This is a genomic window from Rhodoferax sp. GW822-FHT04A08 (assembly GCF_058801025.1).
In genome coordinates this window covers 430,961-446,204 of the sequence record NZ_JBXAMW010000003.1, presented here as the reverse complement: position 1 = coordinate 446,204, position 15,244 = coordinate 430,961, and the positions used below count along the sequence as shown (strand labels likewise).

Below are 15,244 nucleotides of genomic sequence, written 5' to 3'. Positions count from 1 at the left end.
TCCCGTGGCCCGCTAGGGCTGGAGGCTTTTGCTCAAGCCAGCCGCGCCAGGTGCCGCGCAATCTGCGCCCGCACCTGGGCCGGTGCCGTACCACCCAGAATATTGCGCGCATTGAGCGAGCCGCGCAGGCTCAACACCTCGAACACATCGGCCTCAATCTTGGGGTTGAACGCCTGCAGTTCTGCCAATGACAGCGCCGACAAGTCCACGCCCTTGCCAATGGCCGTCTTGACGGCATGGGCCACCACCTCGTGCGCGTCGCGGAAGGGCAGGCCCTTCTTGACCATGTAGTCGGCCAGATCGGTGGCCGTGGCGTAGCCGCGCAGGGCGGCGCGCTCCATGGCTTCGGGCTTGACGGTGATGCCACCCACCATCTCGGCGAAGATGCGCAGCGTGTCCTTCAGGGTGTCCACCGTGTCGAACAGCGGCTCCTTGTCTTCCTGGTTGTCTTTGTTGTAGGCCAGGGGCTGGCCCTTCATCAGGGTGATCAGGCCCATGAGGTGGCCGACCACACGGCCGGTCTTGCCGCGGGCCAGTTCGGGCACGTCGGGGTTCTTCTTCTGCGGCATGATGGAGCTGCCGGTGCAGAAGCGGTCGGCGATGTCGATGAAGCCAAAGCTCTGGCTCATCCACAAAATCAGCTCTTCCGACAGGCGGCTGATGTGCACCATGGCCAATGAGGCAGCGGCGGTGAACTCGATGGCGAAGTCGCGGTCGCTCACGGCGTCCAGGCTGTTCTGGCACACGCCTTCCATGCCCAGGGTGACGGCCACGCGCTCGCGGTCCAGCGGGTAGCTGGTGCCGGCCAGTGCGGCGGCGCCCAGCGGCAGGCGGTTGACGCGGCGGCGCACGTCCTGCATGCGCTCGGCATCGCGGCTGAACATTTCCACGTACGCCAGCATGTGGTGGCCAAAGCTCACCGGTTGTGCCACCTGCAGATGGGTGAAGCCGGGCAGGATTACGTCCACGTTCTTTTCGGCCAGGGCCAGCAGCGACTTCTGTAATGCGATCAGCAAATCACCAATCAGGTCGATCTCGCCGCGCAGCCACAGGCGCACGTCGGTGGCGACCTGGTCGTTGCGGCTGCGGCCGGTGTGCAGGCGCTTGCCGGCATCGCCCACCAGCTGGGTCAGGCGCGCCTCGATGTTGAGGTGCACGTCCTCCAGGTCCAGCTTCCATTCAAATTCACCGGCTTCGATCTCGCCGCGTATGGTAGCCATGCCGTCCTGGATGGAGGCCAGATCCGCCACACTGATGATGCCTTGGGCGGCCAGCATGTCCGCGTGGGCCAGGCTGCCCGTGATGTCGGCCAGCCACAGGCGCTTGTCAAAAAACACGCTGGAGGTGTAGCGCTTGACCAGATCGCTCATGGGTTCGGAGAACAGCGCCGACCAGGCTTGGGATTTGTTGTCGAGTTGGTTATCAGACGGAGCGGAGGAGGGCTTGGAAGACATAGGCAAGGCAGTTTGGTGGGGCGCCCAAAAGGCGTCAGAATCCAGTGAAACATGGAAGATACCCAAATATTATCGACGCTCCCGGAACAGGGCCCTGCCAACGAGCGTTCGGCATCTGCGCCCGTGCTGGTTTTTGATGCCTGCCAGATCGGTGTGGTGCTGCGCGCCTTGCTGTTTGTGGAGGCGGCCATCGGCGTGGTAACGCTGTACGGCAGCCCGGATGCGCTGGCCTGGCTATCGCAGCTGTCGCTGGTGACAGGGGGCGCCTTGCCGGCGGTGTTGGCCTGGCTGCTGCTGACCTGCATGGCCAAGCGTCTGCTGGCCCGCATACCCATCTTTTTGCAATACACGCTGGCCACTCTGCTGGGCGGTGTGGTGGCCTTGTATGGCTGCGGCCTGCTGGCCTTCACGGGTCTGGTGGCCAATCCGCCGTGGCTGGCGTCCTTTGCCAGTGGCGTGTTCCTGTCCGGCGTGGTGGTGGGAGGGCTGGTGTTGCGTGCCAAGGGGCGCACGCCAGCACACACGGCCGCACGGCTGGCCGAATTGCAGTCGCGCATCCAGCCGCACTTTCTGTTCAACACACTCAACAGCGCCATCGCTCTGGTGCGGGCCGAGCCCGCCAAGGCCGAAGCGCTACTGGAAGACCTGAGCGACCTGTTCCGCCATGCCCTGATGGACCGGACGGAGTCGGTGACATTGGCGGACGAGATTGCACTGGCGCGCCGGTACCTGGACATTGAGCAGGTGCGCTTCGGTGACCGGCTGCAACTGGGGTGGAATCTGGACCCCCAGGCCGATGGCGCGCGTCTGCCTCCGCTCTTGCTACAGCCCCTGGTGGAAAACGCGGTACGCCACGGGGTGGAGCCCAGCGACACGGGCGCCATGGTGCGTATCTCCACGCAGCGCCGTGGTTCCGTGGTGGTCATCAAGGTTAGCAACACGGTGCCTGCCGGCCCTGGCCGTGCGGGTGCGGGAGAGGCCTTGCGCAATGTGCGTGAACGGCTGGCCCTGCTGCATGATGTGCAGGGCCGTTTCAGCAGCGGCATGCGCGACGGCGTGTTTCAGGTTCGTATGGAGGTTCCGGTATGAGTGGTTCACAGGCAGCAGAACCTGTGTTGCGCGTTTTGGTGGTGGATGATGAGAGCTTGGCGCGTGCGCGGCTCAGGACCTTACTGGAAGACTGTCGCCATCCGCCCGCAGTGATGCAGGCGCAAGCTGCCAATGCGGTCCAGGCGATGGAGTGTCTGCAGCATCAGCCCTTTGACGTGGTGCTGCTGGATATCCATATGCCCGGTGCCGATGGGTTGTCACTGGCGCAGGTCATCAAGGCGCTGCCGCAACCGCCCGCACTGATCTTTGTGACGGCGCATGCCGAGCACGCCGTGCAGGCCTTCGAGCTGGACGCCACCGACTACCTGACCAAGCCGGTGCGGCTGGAGCGCCTGGAGGCCGCACTGCAAAAGGCCGTGCGCTTCAACCAGGCCCGCGGAGCATTACCGCCTGCGCAAAATGTCCAGGACGTGCTGATCATCCAGGACCGCAACCGCACCGAGCGCGTCCCCTTGGGTGAGGTCGTCTACTTCAAGGCCGAGCTGAAGTACGTCACCGTGCGCACCCGGTCGCGCAACTTCATCCTGGACGGCTCGCTCAACGAGCTGGAAGAAAAATACCGCGACCAGTTCCTGCGCATCCACCGCAACGCACTCATTGCCAAGCACGCAGCGCGCGCGCTGGAAAAGCACCACGACCCCGAAGAGGGCGAAGGCTGGGCCGTGCGTATGGATGGAGTGAGCGAACTGCTGTTCGTGTCACGGCGGCAGCTGGCGGCGGTGAAAGAAATGCTGGCGCGGGGCTAAGGCAGACCTGGCCTAGGCATGCCCATCGAAAACACCTGATTCAACCCCAACTGGAGACCCCATGGCTGACGCCTACGTAATCGTGGATATGCAGATTTCCGACCCGGAGCAATACAAGCAGTACATGGCCGATGCCCCAACCACTGTGAAGGCCGCGGGCGGCGAGTACTTGGCTCGCGGAGGCCGCTTTGAGACACTGGAGGGCGATTGGCAGCCCGCACGGCTGGCAATGCTGAAATTCCCAAGCTACGAGGCAGCCAAGGCCTGGTACAACGGCGAAAACTACCGCCTGGCTCGCGCCAAGCGGCAGGGGGCGACGGTGTATTTCAATATGGTGCTGGTGGAAGGGGTGGCGGCACCGGTTTAAGTAGCATTATCAATTTTTAGGGAGTTCGTGAATGTTAAATAAAGCTGTTTCATTCTTGCTATTGGCTTTTGTTGTTGCGGGAACCCATGCAACAGAGCTGTATCCAGAAGGCAATCTTCGGGAGATCAAGGCGGGTGACTACATCCAACCCGGCGATTTGGTTGGTGGATATCCAATAATCCAAAATGATGGAAACTGGAAATTTACAAGTGGAAAGGCCTATACATCAAATGGTGGCACCGATCCCATAAAGATGGGATATGTGCAACTGGATTACTACTCCGGCGGATATCTTCTTGCCAGACAGTATGTTGGGGTAAACACGGGGCCTGGAAGCAATTCCTCCTGGACCGGCACTCCTTGCGCCCCGGGGCATTTAGTGATGCGTGACAAGGGGCGTGGCCGACAAGACAACTGCATGACGATTGATGCGCAGACAGTCAATGCGGGAACTACTCCAATTACATTTCTGAATGTTGTATTGACCAACTCTGGAAGTGGGGGGCGATACTACCGAATTGTTCTGGGCATCAACGCGGATGTACTCGGTATCAGAGGAACTGGCACCGGTGATTGGACGCCAGAAGAACTCAAGGCTAAGCCATACAAAAAAGTCGCAATCGATAAGTTGGCAGCTTGGGCGGAACAAATTCAAGACAGTTCAATAAGGGCATTTGATTTCAGTAAGCCCGTGGATGTTTATGAAAAGATTCCAACCTTCATGAGCCTCCTGCCGGTACCCGATGACCTCGTTGGACAAAAGCGATCCATCAGCTTTGTGAGTGCGGTGGAGCATTTGCGTCATGTTGATTCCATGAAATCCATAGCGTATGCGTCATATGGGGATTACAAAGGGGCGTGGGGTTTTGTGACGGACCAGCCATCACAGGATGCTGCAGATATTGCTGCTATCGCAAAGTGTGAAAACTTCCGCTTGGTAAATAGGCCCGATACACCTAAGTGCGAGGTGTATCGGATCACCGATGCAAAGCGCGTTTCGGATACCTACGATATCAGTAAGATGAAATAGGAAAAGGTGATGCGCCTAGAAATTGTGGCGACCTTTTATTCTTAAGTTGAACAAGCCAAGGGTTTGATGGCGCTGTAGATATTCTTGCGCAGCTTGCTTGGTGTCGTTCAGTAGTTCGGCGCATTGCGAGGCCAGGGGCAGATCGCCAATGCGGTGCAGGCCATGTGGTTATTGCAGCACCAGTCGTTTGATGTTGTGCTGGTGTAGTGCGTTGCATGCAGTATTTCTTCAAGTTGCATCCATTGGGGTAGGATGTGGTAGGCACCGAAACAGTGCCCCCGAGGAGATTCGGATGCAAGAACATCATTGGGCTGAGGAGCTGCTGCGATCCCATCCGGATGGGATCATGCTGATGAACGACGCCTACGTTTTGCAATTCGTGAACCAGCACTACTTGCAGATGTGGGGATTTACCGAGCAGAGTGTCTACGGGATGACCTCCAGTGAGCGGTTTGCATACCAGGCCAGTTTGCTTGCCAACCCGGAGGATGATGCCTTTGCGTTGCGTCTTCTCAAGCTCGGCCTGGACGAGCCCAAGCCGCGCTACTTCAAACTCAAGGACGGACGCTGGCTGGAGCGCATTGCCTATCGCTACATGCCGTTCGGAACAAGCGCTGGAATCGTGTCGCAGTGGCGGGATGTGACGGGAAAATATCTGCAGGAAATGGCTATCCAATACGAACGCGATTTGATGCATTCCATGATGGACAGCGTGCCCGATCAGATATTTTTCAAGGACCGCGAGAGTCGCTTCATTCGCATCAATGCCAGCTTGGCTAAGCGATATGGGCTGGATAGCCCTGAGCAAGCTGTTGGTAAGTCGGATGCTGATTTCTACTCAGCGGAGCACGCCGCGCAAACGCGTCGCGAAGAGTTGGAAATCATGCGCACTGGCACGCCGGTATTCAATCAGCTCCATCACGAAGTCTGGAGTGATGGCACCGAGGCTTGGAACGTCTCTATGAAAATGCCGCTTCGTGACGCCACGGGGAGGACTATTGGTACCTACGGCGTTGCCCATGACATCACCGAGCATAAGAAAACGGAAGCTCTCATCTGGCAGCAAGCCAACTTCGACGCGCTCACCGGGCTCCCCAACCGCCGCATGCTGCGTGACCGCTGGGAACAAGCGGTCAACAGCCATAAGCGCAGTGGCCATGGGCTTGCATTGCTGATACTGGACCTGGATCACTTCAAGGAAGTCAATGACACCCTGGGACACTCCGTGGGAGACCAGTTGTTGGTCGCCGCGTCCAAGCGCATTGCCGGTTGCCTGCGCACATCGGACACCCTGGCACGCATGGGAGGCGATGAATTCGCCATCATCCTGACCGACCAGATGTCAGTCACCTACGTAGGTGACATCGTCCATAAGATCGTCTGTTGCATGGACGACGCCTTTGATCTGCTTGATCAGTGCGTTTTTGTCTCGGTCAGCGTCGGAGTGACCTTGTATCCGCAGAACGGAGAGTCTTTTGACGAATTGCTGAAGTTGTCGGATCAGGCGATGTATGAGGCAAAAAAGAAAGGCAGAAACCGCTTTTGCTTTTTTACACCTGCACTGCAGGAGCGTTCAAGCAACCGCCTGCGCATGGCCCATGACCTCCATATTGCGGTTCGCGAGCAGCAATTTCACTTGGTGTACCAGCCGATCGTAAACCTTCGATCGGGTGCCATTCAGAAGGCAGAGGCGCTGATCCGATGGAATCACCCGCAGCAAGGGCTGATCCCTCCCAGCGAATTCATCCCTCTGGCTGAATCCATCGGCCTGATTGAGGAAATTGGCGAATGGGTTTTTCGCTCAGCTGCGCACATGGTTCGCCATTGGCGCAATGAGGTGGACGCATCGATGCAGATTTCGGTCAACAAATCGCCCCTTCAGTTTCAAAGCAAGCGCCCTCAGGGTTCTGACTGGTCGGAATACCTGCACTCCATCGATGTGGCGCAAGAGGCCATCGTTGTCGAAATTACCGAAGGCTTGCTGCTGGATGCCTCCGAATGGGTGCAGCAGCAGTTGCAGACTACGCGCCAATCGGGCCTGAGCCTGTCGTTGGATGACTTTGGCACTGGTTATTCATCGCTGTCCTACTTGCATCGCTATGACATTGACTTCTTGAAAATAGACCAATCCTTCATGCGGGAATTGCGTCAGGGTTCCAAGAACCTCACCTTGTGCAAGGCCATCATCCGAATGGGCCATGAGTTGGGTATACAAATCATCGCAGAGGGCATAGAAAGCACACTGCAGCGAGACCTTCTGATGGAAGCCGACTGCGACTTTGCCCAAGGTTACCTTTTTGCCAAACCGATGTTGCCGAACGAGTTTCTGGAGTTCGTCCGCAGCAGAGCAGGGGCCATCACCCCGTATTGCGCAACCCCGCCGCAATCCCGTTGATCGAGATATGGATACCGCGCTGCACGCGTTCGTCGGCAATGCCGGCGCGGTAACGGCGTACCAGTTCCACCTGCAGGTGGTGCAGGGGGTCGATGTAGGGGAAGCGGTGCTTGATGGAACGCTGCAGGGCTGCGTTGTTGGCCAGGCGTTGCTTCTCGCCGGTGATCTGCACCAGGGCCTGGGCCGTGGCGTGCCATTCGGATTCGATGGCGCTGAAGATCTTCTTGCGCAGCTTGGCGTCATTTACCAGTTCGGCATAGCGTGAGGCCAGGGCCAGGTCGCTCTTGGCCATCACCATGTCCATGTTGGACAGCAGTGTCTTGAAGAAAGGCCACTGCTTGTACATGCGTTGCAGCAGGGCCATGCGTTCCTTGGACTTGGCCGGGGTTTCGGCTTGCACGAAAGTCGCTACCGCAGAACCAAAGCCGAACCAGCCGGGCAGCGTCAGGCGGCACTGGCCCCAGCTGAAGCCCCAGGGAATGGCGCGCAGGTCTTCAATGCGTTGAGACGCCTTGCGCGATGCCGGGCGCGAGCCGATGTTGAGTTCGGCAATTTCGCGCAAGGGCGTGGAGCTGAAGAAGTATTCGGTGAACCCGGGTGTCTCGTAGACCAGCGCACGGTAGGCCGACATGCTGTTGTGCGACAGTTCCGCAGCGGCATCCAGGAACGCCTTGGTGGCGGACTTGGTGGGTTGCAGCAGCGTGGCTTCCAGGGTCGCGGCGACTAGGGTTTCCAAGTTGCGCCGGCCGATTTCGGGGTTGGCGTATTTGGAGCCAATGACTTCGCCCTGTTCGGTCAGGCGGATCTGGCCGCGCACCGTGCCAGGGGGCTGGGCCAGGATGGCCTGGTAGCTGGGGCCGCCGCCGCGACCCACCGTGCCGCCACGGCCATGGAACATGCGCAACTTGATCTGGTGCGCTTTGGCAAGTTCGTCAAAAAGCTCCACCAGGGCAATCTCGGCGCGGTACAGCTCCCAGTTGCTGGTGAAGATGCCTCCGTCCTTGTTGCTGTCAGAGTAGCCCAGCATGATGTCCTGCTCGCGGCCGCTGCGCTTGATCAGTTCGGTCACGCCCGGCAGCGCGTAGAAGTCGCGCATGATGGGTGCGGCATTGCGCAGGTCTTCAATGGTTTCGAACAAGGGCACGACGATGAGGTCGTTCTTGCCTTGCGCGTCCAGCGTTCCTTGCATCAGTCCCACTTCTTTTTGCAGCAGCAGCACTTCCAGCAGGTCGCTCACCGTCTCGGTGTGGCTGATGATGTAGTGGCGGATGGCCTCGTGGCCAAAGCGCTGGCGCATCTCGCGGGCCATCGAGAAGATGGCCAGCTCGGCCACAGTGTGGGCCGAATACTCGGCACCCAGCACGCGCAAGGGGCGGGCGTCATTGAGCAGCTTGAGCAGCAGCGTGCGCTTGGTGTACTCGTCCAGCGCCGAATAGGCGTGCTCGATGCGGGCGGTGGCCAGCAGTTCGGAGACCACTTCTTCGTGTTTGTCGGAACTCTGGCGCAGGTCCACGGTGGCCAGATGGAAGCCAAACACTTCCACCGCACGGATCAGGGGGCGCAGACGCTGGGCAATCAGGGCGGCGCCATGGTTGGCATTGAGAGATGCCTCAATCACGCGCAGGTCGGCCACAAACTCTTCGGCCGTGACGTAGGCGTTTTGCGGTGCCACCGCATGGCGCGCAGCGCTGGTGCCGGTGAGGTTGTGCAGTGTGGCTGCCAGACGCGCATACATACCGGTCAGCGCGCGGCGGTAGGGTTCGTCCTTGCGGTGTTCGTTGGTGTCGGGTGACCGCTCGGCCAGTGCCTGCATCTCGGGCGTGGTGTCGCACAGGATGGCCGAAATGGACAGCTCGCCACCCAGGTAATGCACTTCGGTGAGGTAGTGGCGCAGGGCCACTTCACTTTGGCGGCGCAGGGCGTATTCCAGGGTATGGGCGCTGACATTGGGGTTGCCGTCGCGGTCGCCGCCAATCCACTGGCCCATGCGCAGGAAGGTGTGCACCGGCTGGGTGGTGAGAAGCTCCTCCAGCTCGGCATAAAGCTTGGGGATCTCGCGCAGAAAGGTGGATTCGTAGTAGCTCAGCGCGTTTTCGATCTCATCGGCCACGGTGAGCTTGCTGTAGCGCAGCAAGCGGGTTTGCCAGAGCTGCATCACGCGGGAGCGCATCTGGGCTTCGTTGGCATCCAGCTCGCGCGGGGAGAGTGCGTCCTTGCGGCCCTCAAAGGCAATGGCGCGCTGCTTGATGTCGTCCCGCGCGGTGAGCAACTGGGCGATATCGCGCTCGGCGTCCAGAATGCTCTTGCGTTGCACTTCGGTCGGGTGTGCGGTCAGCACGGGGGCCACGTAGCTCTGTTCCAGCGTCTGGGAAATCACCCGTGGCGAGATGCCGGCCCAACGCAGGCGGGACATGGCGACCTCAATGCTGCCTTCCTGGGTTTCACCAGCGCGCTCGTGGACGGCGCGGCGGCGAATGTGGTGGCGGTCTTCGGCCAGATTTGCCAGGTGACTGAAATAGGTGAAGGCGCGGATCACGCTCACTGTCTGGTCGCCACTCAGGCTTTTGAGCAGCTTCTTGAGCGCCTTGTCGGCTTCATGGTCGGCGTCGCGGCGGAAAGCGACCGACAGTTTGCGGATCTGCTCGATCAACTCGTAGGCCTCCACGCCCTCCTGTTCTCTGATCACATCCCCCAGAATCCGGCCCAATAACCGAATGTCTTCGACCAGGGGACGTTCGTTGTCTTTGTTGCGCTTGTTTGCAGTGACAGACGAGGCGGCGGCAGGGGGTGGGGGGGAGGGATTCTTCATGGATGAACATGCTAGCATTGGCAGGGAACTTCCCGTTACAAACAGGTTACCGCAGTGCAACATTTCACCATCGCCACCCGAGAAAGCCGTCTGGCTCTGTGGCAAGCAAACCACGTTAAGGCGCTGTTGGAACAGCAAGGCCACCAGGTCACGCTGTTGGGCATGACCACCCAGGGCGACCAAATTCTGGATCGATCGCTGAGCAAAGTCGGCGGCAAAGGCCTGTTTGTCAAGGAGCTGGAAACTGCGCTCGAGCAAGGCAAGGCGGATCTGGCTGTGCACTCGCTCAAGGACGTGCCGATGGAGCTTCCCCCCGGATTTGAGCTCGCTTGTGTGATGGAGCGCGAAGATCCGCGGGACGCCTGGGTATCTTCCCGCTACGCCACGCTGCAGGACTTGCCCCAAGGTGCCGTGGTGGGCACTTCCAGCCTGCGCCGCATGGCACTGGTGCGTGCCCTCAGGCCCGATTTGAAGATAGAGCCGCTGCGCGGCAACCTCGATACCCGCTTGCGCAAGCTCGACGACGGCCTGTACGACGGCATTGTGCTGGCGGCGGCCGGTCTGAAGCGGCTGGAGCTGGGTGCGCGCATTCGCACCATTTTTGAAACCCAGGAGATGCTGCCTGCCGCGGGCCAAGGGGCGCTGGGCATTGAAGTGCGTACCGGGCGCGACGACGTGGTGCGCGCCCTGTCACATCTGATGGACAACCGGACCTGGTTGACGGTGACGGCCGAGCGCGCCGTCAGCCGTGTCATGGGCGGAAGCTGTTCCATGCCCTTGGCAGCGCACGGCGTATTTCAAGGCAATGTCCTCGATATCCGTGCCGCCTGGGGCGACCCTGACGGCAAGCACGCTCTGGTGACCGTGCAGGAGCAGGCAACGGTTACCGATGCTGGCAGTGCGCTGCGCCTGGGCGAAGCTGTCGCACACAAGCTGCAGGTGGCGGTTCAGGCCATCCAAGCCGCAACCTGATGCGCGTCATCGTCACCCGTCCCGGACCACAAGCCGGAAAGTGGGTGAAGGCCTTGCGCGATGCGGGTCTGGACGCGCTGGCGTTACCCCTGATTGAAATCCGTCCGGCTGCGGACAGCCAAGGCGTGGTTGCCGTTTGGCAGAAGGTCACCACCTTCAATGCGCTGATGTTTGTCAGTGCCAATGCAGTGGAGCATTTTTTCGCCGTCCGGCCGCAAGGCTCGGCCCAACCGGATCTGCTGCCGGAACAACGCTTCTGGGCTACGGGACCTGGCACGGTCGCGGCCTTGCGGGCCGCCGGTATTGCGCCCCAGTGCATTGATGCGCCGGACGCTGGCGCTTCGCAGTTTGACTCCGAGGCCCTCTGGCAGGTGGTGCGGCAGCGCGTGCAAACCGGTTGGCGGGTACTGGTGGTGCGCGGCAGCACCGAAGCCGAACCGCTCGACACAGAGGATATGGGCAAGGGCGTGGGGCGCGACTGGCTGGCACAGCGACTGGTAGAGAAGGGAGCCGCGGTGGATTTTGTCGTGGCCTATGAACGCTGCGCACCAGTGCTCAAACCCGGCGCGGTGGCGCTGGTTCAACTGGCCGCTGCGGACCGCAGTGTCTGGCTGTTCAGCAGTTCCGAAGCCATCGCCAACCTGCGTGCCGCGGCCGCCGGTGTGAACTGGCGCGCGGCACGTGCCGTGGCAACCCACCCGCGCATTGCGGCAGCGGCGCGGGAGGCTGGTTTTGGTGTTGTGTGCGAGTCACGTCCAGAAATATCTGATTTGATTGCCTCGATAGAATCGCTGGCATGAGCACCCCATCCGCCAACCCTGAAACGACTGATCGGGCGGAGCCTGTCTCCGTGCCAGCGGCAACCGAACCTTCGTCCGTGCAGGCGCCTTCTTCTGCTTCCCGTCGTCTGCTGTTTGCGGTTGCCCTGGTGGCCGTGGCCGGCGTAGTGGGCAGCATTCTGGTTTGGCAGAAGCTGAGCAATATCCAACAACAGCTCGCGCGCCAAAGCGCCGATGCCGGTTCGCAAGCCATGGAGGCCCGCGCCACGGCCAAACAGGCGCAGGAAATGGCACTGGATACGGCGGCCAAGATGGCTGTGACCGAGGCCAAGTTGGCAGAAGTTTCCTTGCAGCGCACCCAGCTGGAAGAACTTATGCAGAGCTTGTCGCGCTCGCGCGATGAAAATCTGGTGGTGGACATTGATTCCGCCATCCGTCTGGCACAGCAGCAGTCCCAGCTCACGGGCAGCATTGAGCCCTTGCTGGCTGCCCTCAAGAGCGCGGATCTGCGCGTTACCCGAGCCGCGCAACCGCGTCTGACACCCCTGCAGCGCGCCATCGCGCGCGACGTGGCCCGCATCAAGGCCACAGCGCTGGCGGACACGCCTTCGCTACTGGTCAAGCTTGATGAACTGGTGGTGCTGGCGGACGACCTTCCCATCGCCAATGCGGTGGGCAATGCTTCAGCGCCGACTTCCGGCAGCAAGGCTGCCGATGGTGGCAAGCGTAAGGCCGACGAGCCGCCTCCCCAATGGTGGGTACGGCTGGGAAGCGTGGCATTGGATGAGTTTCGCAATCTGGTTCGCGTCAGCCGTGTGGAAGACCCCGATGCGGCGCTGTTGTCGCCCGAACAGTCATTCTTTCTGCGGGAAAACCTCAAACTGCGTTTGCTCAATGCCCGTCTGGGGTTGCTGTCACGCCAAGCCGAATCTGCGCGTGCCGATCTGGCGACGGCAGCCACCGCCATGACGCACTACTTCGACGCAGGCTCCCGCAAGACGCAGACTGCCCAGGCGCTTCTGCAACAGGTACAAGGGCAGATGCGATCCCTGGAGATCCCCCGTATTGACGATACTTTGGCCGCGCTGTCCACCGCCGCCGCAGGACGCTGACCATGCGCAGTGCCTTGTGGTTGATGGGACTCTTTGCGGTGGCAGCTGCGCTGGCGCTGTTCGCTGGCAACAACCCCGGAACGGTCACCCTGTTCTGGCCGCCTTACCGGGTTGATGTTTCCCTGAATCTGTTCCTTCTGGGGCTGGCACTGGTGTTTGTGACATTGCATCTGGCCTTGCGCACGCTGTCTGCTTTTTTCGGCATCCCCCAGCAGGCCCGGCGTTGGCGTCTGCAACAAAAGGAACGTGCCATTCAGACTGCTTTGCTGGACTCCTTCTCGCATCTGATCAGCGGCCGCTATATCCGGGCACGCAAGGCAGCAGAGTTGGTGGTGTCCTTGGAAGAGTCGGTGACGCTTACCGGGGAACCGCTGTCCTACGCGGATCGCCTGCGGGCATTGGCCTGCCTGCTGGCTGCCGAGAGTGCCCATGCGCTGAATGACCGTACCTTGCGCGAAAAATACCTGAACCAGGCGCTGGATCACGCCATGGCCCTCAACGCGCAGGAACTGCGGGACGGCGTGCACTTGCGTGCAGCGCGCTGGGCGCTGGATGACCGCGAGGCGGTCAAATCGCTGGAGTGGCTGGACCTGATGCCGCAGGGCGCCTCCCGCCGTACCTTGGCCTTGCGCCTGCGCTTCAAGGCAGCCCGTATGGCTGGCAGACCACTGCAGGCTCTGGAAATGGCCAGGTTGTTGACCAAACACCGCGCCTTTACCGAGGTGGCTGGACGCAGCATTTCGCAAGGACTCGCCATTGAGCATTTGAATACGGCGCATGACTCGGTGCAATTGCAACGCGCATGGGATGGCCTGGAGCAGGTGGAGCGGGTGCTGCCGGATGTTGCCTTGCGGGCGGCGCAGCGCCTGCTGGATCAAGGTGGCGAACCGGCTATGTCGCGCGACTGGTTGCTGCCCGTGTGGAACGCCATGCTGGAGCGGCCCGATAGCTTGAATGAAGGCCAGAAGATCCGTTTGGTCCGTCTGCTTGAGTCGGGTTTTTCGGTTCAATCGCAGTCGCCGGATGCGCAGTGGCTGTCACGCATTGAATCCGCCCAGATAGCCAATCCGCGCGATGCCGCCTTGCAGTACCTTGCCGGGATGGTTTGTATGCGTCTGAGTCTGTGGGGCAAGGCGCAGCAGTTGCTCAAACAGTCGCTGGCGCTGCAACAGGATGCGGCGCTCAAGCGCGATGCGTGGAGCGCGCTGGCGGAAATTGCCGAGCAGCGCCAAGACGCCGAGGCGGCAACACAGGCCTACCGCCAGGCCCTCAAAGAAGCGGCCAGAAACTGAGCCAGGCGGGTGTTTCGGCAGTATTTGCCAGGGTGACGTGCGCAGCTTTCAGGGCTATCATGTTCCGATGGGAACACTAGTCCAACACATCATCAAACTCACCGACCACAGAGACAGGGATTTGCTGGAATTGACGCTGTCAAAAGCGCTCATTGACCTGCTGCCTTTGCAACGGGTCGTAGTGGCAAAAGTCATCAGCGAGGAGGGAGTCCGGCGATGGATGCAGATCGCTACGCTGGACGCCCGGGGTGGCGGCATGGTGGCAGACCCTCTGCGTGTGGATTTTGAAAAACTCCCCTTGTTGGAAGATGAAATCCAGCGCCTGCGTTGCATCGAAACGCATGAAAACATCGAAGTCGCATTGGCCGGTGACGCGGGCCCCCGAATCACCTATATCCCGACCTTTGAGAGTTCACGCTCGGAGGTGGATGGCGTGCTCGAAATCCATTCGCCCAAGGCGCTGACGGAATCCGAGCTGCAGACGATTGACATATTGCTGCACGTGTTTCGCAACATGTTCCATCTGCTGGCCTTCAGTGACCGCGATGGCCTGACCGGCCTGCTCAATCGCAAGGCGTTGGATGACACGTTTTACAGCGCGGTGCTGGAAGAGTTGGACGAAGTGGCGGGCGCCATCAGCCCGCAGCGCGACGCCAAGGTTGCGCCGGGTCAAGAGCGTCGCCATCGTGTGCCCCCCAATTACTGGCTGGGCACTATCAGCGTGGACCACTTCAATGCCGTGGGCGAGAAGCATGGCCACTTGATCGCCGAGGAAGTGCTGCTGCTGGTGGCGCGCATTCTCAACAACACGTTCCGCACCTATGACCGCATCTATCGCCTGGGCGGCGAGCAGTTTGCGGTGCTGATGCATTGCCCGGAAGAGCCGCTGGTGCTGGCCGCTTTCGAGCGTTGCCGTGCCAACATTGAGAAGTTCAATTTTCCCCAGGCCGGGCACCTCACGGCCTGTGGCGGCTTTACCCGCATCACGGCGGACGATTCACCCAGCACCGCCCTGGAGCGTGCGGAACGCGGCGTTGACTACGGTCAGCACTCCGGCGGTAATCAGGTCTTCAGCTATGGGGATCTGGTGCGCAGGGGCTTGCTGGGCGACACGGTCAACGTAGGAGCAGTGGACATTTTCTAGCGCGGTTGCGTGCAGAGGCATCCGGGCTCGGGTG

The 15,244-nt window shown here is 60.6% G+C and carries 12 protein-coding genes; 10 read left to right on the top strand and 2 right to left on the bottom strand.

The window, feature by feature from the left end:
- Positions 1–32: 32 nt before the first annotated feature.
- Positions 33–1,454 carry an argininosuccinate lyase gene (gene argH / locus AC1RMF_RS09305; RefSeq protein ID WP_493141227.1) on the bottom strand — a complete coding sequence of 474 codons (1,422 nt, stop codon included), beginning with the start codon at positions 1,452–1,454 and terminating at the stop codon, positions 33–35.
- Between the two features lie 51 nt (positions 1,455–1,505).
- Between argH and AC1RMF_RS09300 the strand changes: the two genes are divergently transcribed.
- From AC1RMF_RS09300 to AC1RMF_RS09280, 5 genes are all read left to right on the top strand, one after another.
- On the top strand, positions 1,506–2,543 hold the full coding sequence (locus AC1RMF_RS09300; protein ID WP_493141226.1) for a sensor histidine kinase: 1,038 nt from the start codon (positions 1,506–1,508) through the stop codon (positions 2,541–2,543).
- Positions 2,540–3,310 carry a LytR/AlgR family response regulator transcription factor gene (locus AC1RMF_RS09295; RefSeq protein WP_493141225.1) on the top strand — a complete coding sequence of 257 codons (771 nt, stop codon included), beginning with the start codon at positions 2,540–2,542 and terminating at the stop codon, positions 3,308–3,310. Before AC1RMF_RS09300 ends, AC1RMF_RS09295 begins: the two co-directional genes overlap by 4 nt.
- A 61-nt stretch (positions 3,311–3,371) precedes the next feature.
- On the top strand, positions 3,372–3,677 hold the full coding sequence (locus tag AC1RMF_RS09290; protein ID WP_342616851.1) for a DUF1330 domain-containing protein: 306 nt from the start codon (positions 3,372–3,374) through the stop codon (positions 3,675–3,677).
- Between the two features lie 31 nt (positions 3,678–3,708).
- Positions 3,709–4,707 carry a hypothetical protein gene (locus tag AC1RMF_RS09285; protein WP_493141224.1) on the top strand — a complete coding sequence of 333 codons (999 nt, stop codon included), beginning with the start codon at positions 3,709–3,711 and terminating at the stop codon, positions 4,705–4,707.
- Positions 4,708–4,999: 292 nt separating this feature from the next.
- A complete protein-coding gene (locus AC1RMF_RS09280; RefSeq protein WP_493141223.1) occupies positions 5,000–7,102 on the top strand; it encodes a putative bifunctional diguanylate cyclase/phosphodiesterase in 2,103 nt (700 codons plus the stop codon).
- On the opposite strand, the gene ppc is transcribed toward AC1RMF_RS09280, so the two are convergent.
- Positions 7,065–9,911, bottom strand: coding sequence for a phosphoenolpyruvate carboxylase (ppc, locus tag AC1RMF_RS09275; protein WP_493141222.1), 2,847 nt, complete (start codon positions 9,909–9,911; stop codon positions 7,065–7,067). The genes AC1RMF_RS09280 and ppc overlap by 38 nt on opposite strands.
- A 54-nt stretch (positions 9,912–9,965) precedes the next feature.
- On the opposite strand from ppc, the gene hemC reads away from it, so the two are divergent.
- From hemC to AC1RMF_RS09250, 5 genes are all read left to right on the top strand, one after another.
- The gene (gene hemC, locus AC1RMF_RS09270; protein ID WP_493141221.1) at positions 9,966–10,883 is read left to right on the top strand and encodes a hydroxymethylbilane synthase; all 918 of its coding nucleotides are present in this window, start codon (positions 9,966–9,968) and stop codon (positions 10,881–10,883) included.
- Complete coding sequence (locus AC1RMF_RS09265) at positions 10,883–11,683, top strand: uroporphyrinogen-III synthase (protein WP_493141220.1); 801 nt, start codon at positions 10,883–10,885, stop codon at positions 11,681–11,683. The genes hemC and AC1RMF_RS09265 overlap by 1 nt, the downstream gene beginning before the upstream one ends.
- A complete protein-coding gene (locus AC1RMF_RS09260) occupies positions 11,680–12,774 on the top strand; it encodes a uroporphyrinogen-III C-methyltransferase (protein WP_493141219.1) in 1,095 nt (364 codons plus the stop codon). Before AC1RMF_RS09265 ends, AC1RMF_RS09260 begins: the two co-directional genes overlap by 4 nt.
- A 2-nt stretch (positions 12,775–12,776) precedes the next feature.
- The gene (locus tag AC1RMF_RS09255; RefSeq protein ID WP_493141218.1) at positions 12,777–14,066 is read left to right on the top strand and encodes a heme biosynthesis HemY N-terminal domain-containing protein; all 1,290 of its coding nucleotides are present in this window, start codon (positions 12,777–12,779) and stop codon (positions 14,064–14,066) included.
- A 67-nt stretch (positions 14,067–14,133) separates the two neighbouring features.
- Positions 14,134–15,210, top strand: coding sequence for a GGDEF domain-containing protein (locus AC1RMF_RS09250; protein WP_493141217.1), 1,077 nt, complete (start codon positions 14,134–14,136; stop codon positions 15,208–15,210).
- Positions 15,211–15,244: the final 34 nt, after the last annotated feature.

What these genes read in the sequence shown, in the direction of transcription:
- argH (WP_493141227.1), bottom strand. Translation starts at nt 1,454, where the DNA reads ATGTCTTCCAAGCCCTCCTCCGCTCCGTCTGATAACCAACTCGACAAC.
- AC1RMF_RS09300 (WP_493141226.1), top strand. Translation starts at nt 1,506, where the DNA reads ATGGAAGATACCCAAATATTATCGACGCTCCCGGAACAGGGCCCTGCC.
- AC1RMF_RS09295 (WP_493141225.1), top strand. Translation starts at nt 2,540, where the DNA reads ATGAGTGGTTCACAGGCAGCAGAACCTGTGTTGCGCGTTTTGGTGGTG.
- AC1RMF_RS09290 (WP_342616851.1), top strand. Translation starts at nt 3,372, where the DNA reads ATGGCTGACGCCTACGTAATCGTGGATATGCAGATTTCCGACCCGGAG.
- AC1RMF_RS09285 (WP_493141224.1), top strand. Translation starts at nt 3,709, where the DNA reads ATGTTAAATAAAGCTGTTTCATTCTTGCTATTGGCTTTTGTTGTTGCG.
- AC1RMF_RS09280 (WP_493141223.1), top strand. Translation starts at nt 5,000, where the DNA reads ATGCAAGAACATCATTGGGCTGAGGAGCTGCTGCGATCCCATCCGGAT.
- ppc (WP_493141222.1), bottom strand. Translation starts at nt 9,911, where the DNA reads ATGAAGAATCCCTCCCCCCCACCCCCTGCCGCCGCCTCGTCTGTCACT.
- AC1RMF_RS09265 (WP_493141220.1), top strand. Translation starts at nt 10,883, where the DNA reads ATGCGCGTCATCGTCACCCGTCCCGGACCACAAGCCGGAAAGTGGGTG.
- AC1RMF_RS09260 (WP_493141219.1), top strand. Translation starts at nt 11,680, where the DNA reads ATGAGCACCCCATCCGCCAACCCTGAAACGACTGATCGGGCGGAGCCT.
- AC1RMF_RS09255 (WP_493141218.1), top strand. Translation starts at nt 12,777, where the DNA reads ATGCGCAGTGCCTTGTGGTTGATGGGACTCTTTGCGGTGGCAGCTGCG.
- AC1RMF_RS09250 (WP_493141217.1), top strand. Translation starts at nt 14,134, where the DNA reads ATGGGAACACTAGTCCAACACATCATCAAACTCACCGACCACAGAGAC.